Source organism: Pedobacter sp. SAFR-022, from assembly GCF_051965375.1.
In the GTDB taxonomy this organism is placed as follows: Bacteria; Bacteroidota; Bacteroidia; order Sphingobacteriales; family Sphingobacteriaceae; genus Pedobacter.
Genome location: NZ_JBQCME010000006.1, coordinates 184,331 through 197,915 on the forward strand (window position 1 = coordinate 184,331; position 13,585 = coordinate 197,915).

At 43.2% G+C, this 13,585-nt stretch carries 11 protein-coding genes and 1 tRNA gene; 7 read left to right on the plus strand and 5 right to left on the minus strand.

The features are described from left to right. The first annotated feature begins 68 nt into the window (after positions 1 to 68). Positions 69 to 764 (plus strand): SOS response-associated peptidase, encoded by a 696-nt coding sequence (locus ACTHQF_RS14660; protein ID WP_440431263.1) that lies wholly within the window; start codon positions 69 to 71, stop codon positions 762 to 764. A 26-nt stretch (positions 765 to 790) separates the two neighbouring features. Here ACTHQF_RS14660 and ACTHQF_RS14665 read toward each other — a convergent pair whose 3' ends face one another. Both ACTHQF_RS14665 and ACTHQF_RS14670 read right to left on the minus strand, forming a co-directional pair. Beyond that, positions 791 to 2,191, minus strand: a complete 1,401-nt coding sequence (locus ACTHQF_RS14665) for a DNA/RNA non-specific endonuclease (RefSeq protein ID WP_440431265.1) — start codon at positions 2,189 to 2,191, stop codon at positions 791 to 793. 301 nt (positions 2,192 to 2,492) lie between these two features. Next, positions 2,493 to 3,299: a hypothetical protein gene (locus ACTHQF_RS14670; protein ID WP_440431267.1), complete on the minus strand. Its 807-nt coding sequence runs from the start codon at positions 3,297 to 3,299 to the stop codon at positions 2,493 to 2,495. A gap of 113 nt (positions 3,300 to 3,412) precedes the next feature. Here ACTHQF_RS14670 and ACTHQF_RS14675 point away from each other — a divergent pair, with 113 nt between their 5' ends. The 4 genes from ACTHQF_RS14675 (at position 3,413) to ACTHQF_RS14690 (ending at position 6,681) form a co-directional block, all read left to right on the plus strand. After that, positions 3,413 to 3,832, plus strand: coding sequence for a DUF1801 domain-containing protein (locus tag ACTHQF_RS14675; RefSeq protein ID WP_440431269.1), 420 nt, complete (start codon positions 3,413 to 3,415; stop codon positions 3,830 to 3,832). Between the two features lie 379 nt (positions 3,833 to 4,211). Beyond that, complete coding sequence (locus tag ACTHQF_RS14680; RefSeq protein WP_440431271.1) at positions 4,212 to 4,880, plus strand: hypothetical protein; 669 nt, start codon at positions 4,212 to 4,214, stop codon at positions 4,878 to 4,880. A 221-nt stretch (positions 4,881 to 5,101) separates the two neighbouring features. Beyond that, a tRNA-Ala gene (locus tag ACTHQF_RS14685) sits at positions 5,102 to 5,175 on the plus strand. Positions 5,176 to 5,916: 741 nt separating this feature from the next. After that, the gene (locus ACTHQF_RS14690) at positions 5,917 to 6,681 is read left to right on the plus strand and encodes a hypothetical protein (RefSeq protein WP_440431273.1); all 765 of its coding nucleotides are present in this window, start codon (positions 5,917 to 5,919) and stop codon (positions 6,679 to 6,681) included. A gap of 637 nt (positions 6,682 to 7,318) precedes the next feature. Here ACTHQF_RS14690 and ACTHQF_RS14695 read toward each other — a convergent pair. Beyond that, positions 7,319 to 8,878, minus strand: coding sequence for a hypothetical protein (locus ACTHQF_RS14695; protein ID WP_440431274.1), 1,560 nt, complete (start codon positions 8,876 to 8,878; stop codon positions 7,319 to 7,321). 68 nt (positions 8,879 to 8,946) lie between these two features. Here ACTHQF_RS14695 and ACTHQF_RS14700 point away from each other — a divergent pair, with 68 nt between their 5' ends. Continuing rightward, entirely contained in the window at positions 8,947 to 9,477 is a 531-nt protein-coding gene (locus ACTHQF_RS14700) for a hypothetical protein (protein WP_440431276.1), read from the plus strand. Positions 9,478 to 9,603: 126 nt separating this feature from the next. Next, positions 9,604 to 11,043 (plus strand): alanine/glycine:cation symporter family protein, encoded by a 1,440-nt coding sequence (locus ACTHQF_RS14705; RefSeq protein WP_440431278.1) that lies wholly within the window; start codon positions 9,604 to 9,606, stop codon positions 11,041 to 11,043. Here the strand turns inward: ACTHQF_RS14705 and ACTHQF_RS14710 are convergent. Both ACTHQF_RS14710 and ACTHQF_RS14715 read right to left on the minus strand, forming a co-directional pair. Further along, positions 11,010 to 12,311 carry an ABC transporter ATP-binding protein gene (locus ACTHQF_RS14710; RefSeq protein ID WP_440431280.1) on the minus strand — a complete coding sequence of 434 codons (1,302 nt, stop codon included), beginning with the start codon at positions 12,309 to 12,311 and terminating at the stop codon, positions 11,010 to 11,012. The genes ACTHQF_RS14705 and ACTHQF_RS14710 overlap by 34 nt on opposite strands. A 23-nt stretch (positions 12,312 to 12,334) precedes the next feature. After that, on the minus strand, positions 12,335 to 13,585 hold the full coding sequence (locus tag ACTHQF_RS14715) for a CDP-glycerol glycerophosphotransferase family protein (RefSeq protein WP_440431282.1): 1,251 nt from the start codon (positions 13,583 to 13,585) through the stop codon (positions 12,335 to 12,337).

Here is a 13,585-nt window from a genome sequence, read left to right on the forward strand (position 1 = left end):
AAATCTATTCAGCTATATTATCTTCAACATCCCAAAACTAAAAAGCCTTAAACTTGTAATTTGTCGAAATGTGCGCAAGATATACACTAACCAGAGCTGAAAAAGAAATTCAGAAGCTGTATAAAGTACAGCTAAAAGAGGGCTTTGCACCGAATTTCAACCTTGCCCCCACTCAAGAGGGATTGGTGATTACCGCAGATGAGCCGGGTATCGCACAAAAGATGCACTTTGGACTGGTGCCTTACTGGGCTGAAAGCACCAAACTCAACATCAGCACCTTGAATGCTAAAAGCGAGGAAGTTCTGGAAAAGAATACCTACCGTCCGCTAATCCATAACCATAAAACTTGCCTGGTCCTTGCCGATGGATTTTATGAATGGGACAGAAAATCGGGCAAGTCTCTCCCCTATCGTTTTATTGTGAAAGACAGACCTGTGTTTGCATTTGCAGGGTTATGGAGTCAATGGAAAAGTGCTGACGGCTTAGTTGTTTACCGCTCCTTTACCATCATGACTACCGCCGCGAATAAAACTGTTGGCAAGGTTCATGACCCTAAAAACCGGATGCCTGTAATTCTGCCTAAACACACGGAATCGGCTTGGCTTTCTAAAGACATCTCCCCTGCTGATCTGCTGAGCTTGTGTGTTCCTTATCCCGACGAAAATATGGATGCCTATCAGGTAAGTACTGCCGTTAATGCTGCGGCAGTTAAAGGTGTAATCAATAATAAACCTGAGTTGATGCTGCCCCTGAATAGTCAGTAGGCAGCATTATACCTTGAGTTTATAATTTAATTTAAGGCATCGACCTTTGTTTCAATGACATCCTGAACCGACTGCGGCAGATTAGAAAGCAGGTTGTATCCAGTTGCTTTTTCGATATCACGAACCGATACGCGGTATCTTTTCCAATCTTTATCTACGGCATTGATGTTCGGCGTGTTGATAGCGACCACTGTGGTTGTAGAAGTGATCCTGCTCAGATCGGCATCACCTGCAGGTATAATTACGGCAATCTTCCAGATATTTGACGGCACCGCAATTTTACCACCCGCAATAGTTGCAGCACTGCCGTTGTTTCCTACACCGCCAGATCCATAGCTGCCCATGATCACATACACTTCGTTCCCTTCCAGCACTTTCGTACGCAGATAAGATTCTAACTGTTCCCAAGGACCCTGATTATTTTGAGGTGCCTGAGGAATCATGTTTGTCATCAAGAAGGTCGCACTATTGGCCTCGGTAGAACTGGTACGATCGCCTGAAGGCACGTTGTGTCCTCTGTCAAAGCCAGAATTCTGATAACTCGTACTTTGAACAGCGAAGGCAGCTGATGGAAGACCTGAAAAAGCTGCAAAGTTATCTTGACGTTTAGCGGCGCCTGTGATCGTAGTAGCATCTAAATGCCAGCTAACCCAGTTGGGCGTGCTGCGGGAAGTGCTATAGGATTCCACATAATAGCGCTGGTCCAGCAGATAATTCTCCGGAGTAAGTGTTGTAGCATTGGATGGATTACCAAACAAGGAATTGCTATTATCGCCAGCAACCGGCTGCGCATCTGGCCCTGCATTGATTCCCCTTGCAGCGCTTGGCGTTCCACCCGTTGACGTAGAGTCTATGGGGGCTGGCGTTGGTGTCTCAAATGAAATTCCAGGATCACCGGTGCCCTTGAAGGTAATATCATCGATATTGATCCTTGTTGTTCCAGCCTTTCTGATCTGAAAGCGAACTTTCGCATCCGTGGAGACCTTAAATGAATCCAGCTTTAAGGAGCTGTTGTCTTCAACAATGTCAGACCCCACCTGAGTGAAGGTTGATCCACCATCGGTAGACATTAACAATTGCCAGGTTGAGTTCGCATCTTTTCCAAACTTACCATGTTTAATATACAGCATATTGACACCAGTTACGTCAAAGTTCATGGTTAGCTTACCAGCTCTAAGTCTTACACTCTTTAGCCCGTTTTTCAGGTCCGTATCTAAGTTACCGACCAGCGCATCGTCAAGATTCCAGGTTCCCGTTGGCATGCTCACATCAGCTGCAACATAACTGGTTTTGGCGGCGGAATTTTCAAAATCTTCAACGATGGTATAAGTAACCGGGGGCAGCCCAGGTTCAAGATCCTGAGTGGTTTTCTTTGAACAGCCGGCAAGTACAACCAGGAGGTTGCAGAAAAGTAATAATTTTTTCATGAGGGATGATGTAAATAAATAGGGCTGCAAATATGAAGGTTCTATGTTAACTTCATATTAAAGTCTATATTATTTTTACGATTCACACCCGTTGAAATGTGCAACTTGCTTTTCCTTTCTTGACTTATCAGAATATCTAAATGAACGATCATAGCCGGTTTATACCTGATGTTTGAGCTTGCCAAACCCTCTGAATTGTTTATTGAATCTTCAGTTTCGAAATAAAGGTGGATGGATTTTTTCAGCCCATTAATATTACCCTCAGGAGAATTAAAGCATGGCAGGCTCCTTTCACAACTACTTATTCTGCAAGTTGGTACCGGATATTTGCTAAGGCTATTCCTTCAGGATTAATCAATGGATTCCCTTCACCTCTAGGATAAAAACTGATGGTGACAACGTTAAAGGAAGCATTTTTCCCTATTGGCTGCAAACTATAGAGCACTGCGCCGTCAGGAGACTGTACAGGGTGGTCGAACGCCCCTCTAGAACCATCTCCTGCAAATTGCCCCCAGTAAACTACACAATTTAGCACCTCATTTTGCAAGTTGGGCGACAGCTCAAAGCCGAATTTGATACATGGTTTAGACAAGACAATAATTATAGACTTTTCAAATCTAGATGTAAAGAGCACCTCTGGATGCTCATTTTCCACCAGGGGCAACGTATTCCAAATAGGTGTCCAACCATAGGGCGCTGGAGTTGTCGGCTTCAGGCGTCGAATAAACATGGGCTCATGATCGCCGTCGCCACTATAAAAAGCCATGTTGATGTTTTTATTATTGATTTGATGATAGGTACTTCCTTCTTCTAAATGAGAGATTTTCAATAAACAGGTACCATCTATGTAATCTGAACTCGGACCTCCCCAACTTACAGCATATCCATCAAAATCCGTCGGAGTTTTCGGAGGTGGAAAAGGAATCGGATTACCCGGCTCTATCCCCGGTTTAGGGGTGTACCCTGGAACATCAGGTATGGTCAAAACTGCTGCAGCGATTTCTACTGCCGCAGTTTTGATATCCGTTTGAACTAACTCATGATCGTTTTTTGCACAGCTGGTAATTGCAGCAAAGTAAAAGATCGCCAGGTAGATAAGCTTTTTCATCAGATTTGCTCCTTCCAATTTAAGCAAGTAAATTAGGTAAGACACACGGGTCCATCAATAACTACCTATAGTGGTTTTTGCCGGATCGATTGTGGCACAAGGAGGATTGTAGTATGGCAACAAAGAACAAAACGGTCTATAATGAACTAAGCGTTATTGATTTTATAGATGCTTACGTCGATAATGATCAGAAGAAGCAGGATAGCTTGCAGCTCATTGAACTAATGGAAAAATGGTCCGGTTTCAAGCCGAGAATGTACGGCTCAACGATAGTGGGTTTTGGAACTTACCATTACAAGTACGCTAGTGGCCATGAAGGTGATGCACCGCTCATTGGCTTCTCACCCCGGAAAGCTGAATTTTCACTATATGTGTATGCACCGGAAGCTGAGGACAAAAAACTACTTAATGAATTAGGGAAATATAAGATGGGCAAAGCCTGTATTTACTTCAAGAAGTTGGCTGACCTTAACCTGGATGTACTGGAAAAGCTATGTAAAACGACAATTCGCTACCTGCAAACTCATTACTAAGAAGATCTGAGACGCTCCATCTCCAAAAATCAATGAGCTCAAATTGCTCTTGCTGACCATCAACAAGTACACTTTCTTTTATAGATTTTAATGTAGCAGGTACTTTATCAAAGGTATTTGTCGTATTCCGAATGCTGATTTATTCTCGGACACACAATCTCTCCTGGCTTTAAGGTATATCTCCTGGTTTTTGTAGCTGAAACATGTCAATCACTTTTTCTGTTATTGCATACAGGATCATAGTTTAACACTCGACTTTTTAGCACTTCGATCACAAGCAGGTGGCACTTAAATACAGTCGTCAAACACGAAATTTCAAGATTAAAAAATTAATCTATTGATTTAATTAATTATATTGAACTAACATAAATGTTAACACATGAAAACACGCTTCCTCATTGCTTGTTTAACGATTGGATTGTTAAACAGCACCCTCGCTCAAGAAAAAGATCTGATTTCTGATCTTATTAAATCCAGAAAGTTTGCCTTTGTAGTCACCAAGGTGGAAAACAAGCCAGGATTTAGAGGAACATCTGCTTTTGCAAATTCTGCTAATTTCGAGCTGATCAACCCGAGTACGGCAAGTATTGAAACGAGTAAACGGCTGACAACTGATGCGCCGGTAAGTTCATATTTCCTGAATCAATACTATCGCTTAGCTTTCGGAAGCGGAAGCTATTTCGAAGCTTATAATATCAGACAAAATGAATACAACCCGAGGGCTAAAGAAGTTAAAAGTTCCATATTTCTGGTTCAACAACCTGATGAATTGTTACTGAAAGGAGCAGAAGATCAATATAATTTCTTCAACATCGGGTCTGAGGAACTACATGCCTACACCATGGAAGACTACAAACTGGTATCCACAAAGAAAAAAGATAACCGCTGGCTCTTGAAGTATAAGGTTGGTAAGAATAAAGAAAAAAGAATATTTTATTTAGAGGTTGCAGAAAACGGAAATGCTATTTTACAAGATCAACCAAGCTTAGATAATACGTCCGTGATGTATGGAAACATCTTACGCACTTCAAATAAGGAAAGTATATAGTACTTCTGTTATTGTAATTGAAGTACACCATTGAAGAACCTGCTGAATAGCAGGTTTTTTTTTGACCTGAATTCAGTTAGTGAGAGGCTATGGATCGCTTTACCGCTGGCGTACAGTTAACGAATATTTTAGGAGAGTTGAAGAATCTTTAAAGAACTCCCAACGGCTTTTTCATAATAAATTTGCAACTCTTCCAAATTTAACTACTTTTGCGACCGATCGGGGGATTAGCTCAGCTGGCTAGAGCGCTTGCCTGGCAGGCAAGAGGTCAGCGGTTCGACTCCGCTATTCTCCACTCTGATTATGAAGCACTTACATTTAAACATGTAGGTGCTTTTTTCGTTTGCACGTACTTTAACACACAAATTATTTTTATTAGTCCTAGTCAGTCAAGATTGAAAACGGGACCTCTCCTAGGATTGTTCGTCATTTTCTGCAGCGATCAACCGAGAGTCTCTAAGCTCAAGGCAATGCTGATACCATGCTTTGAACTCTATTAGGTGTTTAAAGGAGTCGAAACCATTGCTGGTATCTTCCGACCAGGACCAAGAGCAAACCGCAAGCTTTCACGATATCTTTCTCGCTATCAACCAAAAGTAACGTTCAATGCAACAATAATTTACAGACACGATTAATCAACGGAATTTGGTTTCGAAGTTGCACCAAATCGCAAAAACAGCGATCACGAAATTACGGCGCAATATGGAGATTGGTTGTTTGATAATGCGAAGGGGGTCTTGAGTAGTTTCTAGAAGTCCGAATGGGGCTCAACTGATCGCAGTAAAAGCAACAAAGCCTTTTACTATGGTTATGGTTACCCTGGGTGATCCTCAAACGTAGGATATTCCGGAAAGAGGTATTGCTCTTGCAAACTTCAGATACAAGCTGGCAAAGTAAGTTCCAGCACCTCGCAGTGGTTCCACGATAATTTTCACAGTTATTTTCACAGGTAACAAGCAACGTAACAATAATTTACGCCTTGATATCACTCACATGATTATCTCCTACTTTCGCTGAATCAAAAACCAATATAAACATGAAAAAACATTTCCTTAAAGCTCTTGTCGCAGTAGGTCTGATCACAACATTAAACTCCTGTACCAAAGATGACGAAATCCAACCGAAAGAGAAAAACATCTTACAGACAAGTCTAAATGATGACTTGCCCCCATACAACCCATTAGATCCGAATGGCTTCGGATATATCCCTAGTGAAGATGGTGAGCTTTATTATTACAGAGATTCAGTAACAAGTTTCGGTCAAGCTGAAAACAGAAAATATCTTGCTTTCAAACCGCTAAGCTTGGCGAAATACAAGAATGGCGAACTACTGGATTCCGTCTGCAATAAAGATCTAGCACTTCGGTTTGAAAGTAAAGCCCGAAAAACTCACAATAAAGAAGTTAAATGGGGAAATAAACCAGTTGTAGCTGATGAGTTCGCGCCTATTATCACGTTAAGTATGGGAAACACCATGACCATCAAGTTTTCAAAAATGGTGACCGCTTTTGGCTTCGAATTTAATTCTCCATTTAAAGGTTTTGGATATGGGATAACTACGGCTTTTCGGAATTCAAAGCTTAATAAACAATTACGACCATCTTACACTAGTTACTTAACTGAAAGCTCAGTTACTAAGCCACTGATCGGAATGACAGGAGGAGCTACACTGCGAGCTAGCGAGAGTCAAACACCTTTTGATGAGATTACCATCACCTTTGGAACAGGTTTTTCAGCACCTACGCTAAATCCTCCATATGACATTTCTCTTGGTGGTTTTAGATATAAACTTGCTAAGTAAGGACGTTGACCAAGATTTATCGTTCTCAATCGGATAGTTCATGAAAACACCGACAATTCTCCACCAATAGAAAAAAGGCTTTTAGCATCATGCTGAAAGCCTTTTTATTTAACCCCATGATCTGCATTCTTAACCTCATGCTGGAAAGCTAAGGTCTTCTCATTTCCACTCTACACGCAATCTCGGTTCTTGAGCCTTAAAGACTTTCAAAGGCCATTACCCCAGCAAAAGGAAGTAAGGTCAGAAACCAGTTAAAAAGTGCTTCAGCCAAACCGATACTTCCACTACAAGTAGACTCGGAAAACAACCAGATCCAAGCCACAAGTAAATCACACCTGACAAAGACCATACACACACATTTCGTGTGTACGATGTGGGTGAGGTGTGGGCGAGGTCTGGATCAGGTGTGTCTAAGGTCCCTTGCTGAGGCGAAAAAATCCCGCAGCTTCCCCGACGCAGTATACCTGTACTTGTCGCGCATTGAACTTGAAATATTACTGTAAATTTTGATTATTCCTGCTGAGCCTTTACAGGTAATAATACGCCAGGCGATCATCAACGATGACGTCGCATTTGAGGTTCTCCCTCAGAGACTATCCACGTGTTTTATATCTTCTAAATGAACATGCTCAGGAAGCTAGATGGCCTTAGCCAATGTCCCATCTGAATTAACTTGTAGATTCTCATTATACTGCTCCAGCCAATGATAAAGTATTGGATTTTTCAATGTGATCTTGAGTTCCCTCATCTTACTTTCGGAAAAGCCACCTGCAGACTCGATTTCAACCAAAGCTTTCCTTGCGGCAATGAGTTCAAACACTAGGGTGCCGGGAATTACACCCAACCGTTTAAGAACAGGCTTCATATAGTCTGCCTCCTGCAGCTCGATGTGCTTTCTAAAACCCACGTACATACTTTCAATGGCATTTGCATCATTGATCTCCACGTCGGCATTGTGGCTGTGCCCCATTGATTCCGGCCCATGAACAAAAAGTACAACATTATCTCGCAGCATGGCTTCCTGCTCGGGCGTAAAGCTTTCTCCTTGGGATTTCGCAAGCTTGATAACCGAGTCAATTGTTGGTGCCTGAAGTACCAGATCTTCAGCAAACAAACCGCTACCCAGATCCTTTAACACTGATGAGTATGCAGTGGTTACCAGGCTAACTTCATCGTTCAATGGCAATGCTTTCAAAAAATCAAAATATTCAGGTTTGAGCTGTTGTTTGCCATTCGCCCACCGGTAACTTAACAATTCTTTAGCCGACTGATATCTGATAAAGGCGTTGAAATATTGACTAAACTTTTTGCCTGGATGATGGTGATGATTATAACTTTTCAGAGTATCCAGCATCTGATTCATGATCTTTAGTTTGTTCTTTTTATACGCGAACTGCTCCGTCTGCTTCGGATCTTTGTCACCGCCCAAAAACTGCATGCTTCTTAACCGGTACTGAAAGTCATTGAAGGCAGTGTTAAACAATGCCTGATCTCCCATGTACAGTCGATTTTGTTTGGTGATCATGTACTGCTGCTGTTCTACATCATCCCGCGGATTGGTCAACAGATCTATACTTACCATCAGCTTTTGCCCTGGGCCCAAGTGCAGTTCTGTCAACTCGTCCCCAAACCTGATCATGACCTCCTGAGGGTTTAACAGGGGAAAGTTTGTTTCAAACCGACCTAGACTGTCGACCTTCACCGTAATTATTTTTTGTACATCTGCCAGTAACTGATTATACAGGATCATGATGTATCCGTAGCCAGTCCGCTTTGGATCATAACCATTTAACACACCTTTTAGCTGTACCGCTCCGGTTTTTAGAACCGGTTTAGCAAAGCCAAGATCACTTCCTCCGTATTTGGGATTGCCGTTAACTGTTGTTGTAAACAAGGCCCGCGTGTTTTGGCTATACCCGATCAGTGCGGTTTTTGGACCTGCCGGCGTGATATATAAAATTTTTTTCTGGGTTCCATCAGACATGGACAGCACGAGCAAGTCTGGCTTGTTACTTAATACTTCATATTCCCAAAAAGCTCCTTCTGCCACTACGTAGTGCTCCGTAATACCAAATTTCCAGGCATTCGTTTCCGGAACAAGCCAGTTTCCCAGAAGTGCCGCGGGTACTTGCTCTTTTGCAAATATGCTGATGGACGATATCAAGCTATAAAGAATGAATAACGTGATTTTTTTCATTTTACTTCTCAGTTAATTTACTAACTTACAACTACATACCAAATTACTAAAAAACCGGAACCAACCTCATGAAAACCTTTAGCACTATGCTTCTTTTAGGTTTCGTTGCCACCCTTGGCACAGCCTGCAACAACACTTCCGCTACCAGCGACAACAACAACGCTTCCAAAGCATCACTCCCTTACACGAAAAATGCAAAGTACGACTGGCAGTTTAACCCGGACAAGAATAATGAGGTAATCGTATTAAACGTCTTTAAAGCCATGGAAAGTCTGGATCATGAAACCATAGGCAAATACACGGCCGACAGCATCGAATCTAATATAGATGGTGTGAAATTTAACGGTACGCGTGAAGAGATCATGCAGCTGAATAAGGACTTTTTTGCCAGCCTAAAAACCCTTAAAGTCGTGCCCCAGGATTGGCGAAGTGTAATCAACAAAGACAAGTCTGAGGAATGGGTAAGTGTCTGGTTCAGCCAGTATTGGGAGGACAGGAAAGGCAAGAAAGACAGCGTAAAAGTTTTCAATGACATCAGACTTTCCAACGGTAAAATAACCGCCTGGAACGAATACCTCCAACACTTCCCAAAGCCATAGTGCTCCTGTTGTACTGATATTTTTACTAAAGCAGCCTGGCCTGTTACCCACTCCTTCTTTTTTAATTCCTTATTATTGCATTTTTTTCAGGCTTTTCGGAGCTCAATTCATACCTAAAACGCAATAATGGAAAGTATAATTTCGGGAATCAATGACATCGTTTGGAGTAACGCACTGGTTTTTTTATGTATGGCAGCAGGGATCTACTTTTCCGTGGTCACACGGTTTCTTCAGATCCGGTACATCAAGGAAATGTGGCGATTACTCTTCGACGGCAAAAGTTCTGAACAAGGTGTAAGTTCTTTCCAGGCGTTTGCCATTGCCATTTCCGGTCGTGTAGGAACGGGTAACATTGCCGGTGTAGCTACTGCCATTGCGATGGGTGGTCCGGGTGCTATTTTCTGGATGTGGCTGATCGCCTTTTTAGGTAGTGCATCTGCCTTCATCGAGGCAACATTGGGCCAGATCTATAAGCAGGTAAACAATGGACAATATAGAGGCGGGCCCGCTTATTATATTGAAAAAGGTTTAGGCATTAAATGGTATGCGACCCTGTTTTCAATAGCAACCATCATCAGCATGGCTTTTTTGTTACCAGGAACGCAGAGCAACAGTATTGCATTGAGCATGCAAAATGCTTTTCATGTACCCGTTGTTTATTCCGGAATAGGTGTTGCGATCCTTCTGGGTTTAATCATTTTTGGTGGTGTTAAACGCATTGGTAAAGTCGCTGAAATTGTTGTCCCTTTTATGGCTGGCGCTTATATCTTAATGGCCATCATCATCATGGCCTTAAACATTACTGAGATTCCGTCTGTGATTTCATTGATCATAAAATCAGCCTTCAATCTGGAGCCCGCATTTGCAGGTGTATTCGGCATGGCGATCGCCTGGGGCGTGAAACGCGGTATTTACTCCAATGAAGCAGGACAAGGAACGGCGCCACATGCTGCCGCAGCAGCAGAGGTTTCCCACCCGGTTAAACAAGGATTGGTACAAGCCTTTTCCGTTTACATCGATACCTTGTTTGTGTGTACAGCAACAGCTTTCATGATCTTGTTCACCGGCCAATATAATGTGGTGAACCCGGAAGGTGGCTTTTTGGTTGAAAATCTGCCTGGTGCGAAACTTGGTGCTGAATATACCCAGTTGGCCGTGAGTGCGCACTTTCCTTCCATAGGAAGTGGTTTCGTCGCAGTATCCTTATTGTTCTTTGCGTTTACAACGATCATGGCTTACTACTATATCGCTGAAACTAACCTCAGTTATCTGGATAAAAAAGGCAATAAATGGCTGTTGAACTTGTTGCGTGTAGTGATGCTGGCGGCAACGATTTTCGGTGCCGTAAAAACGGCCGAAGCAGCATGGATGCTGGGAGACATTGGCGTTGGTGTAATGGCCTGGCTGAACGTAATCGCAATTCTTCTACTGCGTAAACCGGCGTTAAGGGCACTGAAAGACTACCAGGAACAACGCCGTGCCGGCAAAGATCCGGTATTCGATGCGGAAGCATTGGGTATCAAAAACACCGATCAATGGGCAAATGGTAGTTCTTCTTCCAAATAGGTATAAGCATTCAACAATATTGCCCCTCCGCCCCTGTCTTGCTGAAAGGAATAGCCTGTTTTTGCGATAAAACTGGATTCAATTTCAAAGGATAGACAACTTTCGTGAAGATCAATAATGCGTTTCCCCGTTTCGGCAACAACCAGATCAACGAAGTAACTTCCTTTTGCGAGATATGGTGGATCCAGGCGGATCACCAGGTTGTGTGTGCCGACGACCTCCAGTTCATGCTCCCGATTATGCATTAGTCCTACAGGACCGAAGAGAATAGGCAAGCCATTCTGGTTCCTGATCTTCGCTTCTAACGATATCTTGATTGGAAAATTGCACTTTAAGCTGCAATGTATGTCGATCGCTGAATCATTAAATAGATGATTTGTCTCCAGCCCTTTTTGCTTCAGATGTGCTGAAGCCAGAAAAACCTCTTTATTACCACTTAGGTTACGGTTCGTAAACCTGCCACCTTCATCGCCCTGGCGCTGTTGCAAATAAATGTTTATAGCTTCCGAGAGATCCCGGCATTCGTGCATCCTTCCGTTTACCAGCAAAATTGCGGTGTTGCAAAGCGCCTTTACGGATTCCAGGTTGTGACTTACGAAAAGCACGGTGCGTCCATTTTCTTTGGTCACCTGCCCCATTTTACCCATACACTTCTTCTGAAACTCTGCATCTCCCACCGCGAGCACCTCGTCTACGATCAATATTTCTGCTTCCAGATGCGCCGCAACAGCAAAAGCGAGGCGTACATACATGCCAGAGCTGTACCTTTTCACCGGGGTATCAATATAGCGCTCCACGCCTGCAAAATCTACGATCTCATCAAAGCGCTTTTTGATCTCGGCTTTACGCATGCCCAGGATGGCTCCGTTGATGAAGATGTTTTCCCGGCCAGTAAGTTCCGGATGAAAACCAGTACCGACCTCCAGCAAGCTGGCAATGCGGCCACGACCTTTGATGATGCCCGAGGTTGGTGAGGTTACACGGCTGAGTAGTTTCAACAGGGTACTCTTGCCAGCGCCGTTTCTGCCGATGATGCCTACCGCAGAACCTTCTTCCACTTCAAAATTGATGTCTTTAAGACTCCATACCAGCTTGCTGTCTGACTTTTTAGTTCGGTCATTTACCTCACCGATCTTTAAGAAGGGATCCTCTTTGCCCCGCATCAGCGCCCACCAGCGTTCCAGATCACGACTGATCGTGCCAGTACTAAACTCTCCCAACTCATAGGCTTTCGATATATTCTCGGCTTTAATTACAATATTGCTCATGGAAAGGGCTGCTGCTAAATGTACTATATACCTGATTTACTGTCAATTTGTTTTAACGGTACTTCCTCAAATCCAGATTCAGGTAGTCCTAGTTTTTTCTTCAAAAAGACCGTCAGATCCTTCGCAGCATGTCCATTGTAATTTCCCCAGAAACGCTCCCGGATCTCTTCCATATCGTTGATACTGTCCAGCGCTTCGCTGGAAGCCAGTGCGGCATAAAATGCTTCAAGATCTTTCACCAGATGTCCTGCTACATTTGGCAGGAAGGGATAGTTGAATTCGCGTTCAGACAGATATCTCTCCATATCATAGACAAACAGGATGACTGATTTAGCGGGTAGAAGTATGTAGTCGTACAACACGGAGGAATAATCTGTGATCAGCGTGTGCGTGTAGGGAAAGATGGTATAAACATCCAGGCACCAGGGCAAAATCCAGACGTTAGACAAGCCTTCTGCGGGAATGTTCGCCGTATTGACATGCATTTTCAGAATCATTACAGCATTCTTAGCTTGCATGAGCTGGTTAATCCGTGCAACTTCAAGTCCAAGATCAGTCAGGAACGTTGGCGAATCCCTCCAGGTAGGCATATAAAGATATACCTGATCGAACTTACGCAGTTTATCGATATAAGGTATCGTATCCGGATGTTCGTATTTGCGGATTAGCTGCAGTCGTACCTCCTCGGGCATCAGCATGACATCATTACGAGGATATCCAATGTTCAGACAACGTTCTACAGGGATACGGAAGGCTTTGGCGAAAGGAAGGGATTGGAAAGGACTTGAGGAAAGCAGGTAATCTGGCCGTTTGAAGCGCCATGGCATGTGCAGGCGATAGCTCAGCTTTTTTTCTTTATAGCAAGCGGCAAGAAGCCCACGGGTAATGCTGAATTCGATGGTTTTGAGGCCCACCCCGTGCCACATATTAAGCAGCAATGCGCCTCCTGAGCTGAAATAATTGATGTCTTGCGGGAAAGTATTATAGATATATACACCTGCTGTGAGGCAATGGTAAAATCCGCGGATGCTGCATTTCCTGTGTACTTCCATTCCTTTTTGCCGAAGTTCCTCATAGATCCGGTTATCCTGGGTAATCCAAATGGCACGGAGATCGGGATGGTATCTTTGTACATATAGAAACAGGTATTTTGGATTATCACCAAATTGATCGATGATATAATTTCCAAATACCCACTTGCGCTTATTGCGTGGGAAAAGAAAAGAGAGGACGTATAAGAGATAGTTTAAGCAAAGTTTTATCTGTTGACGCAT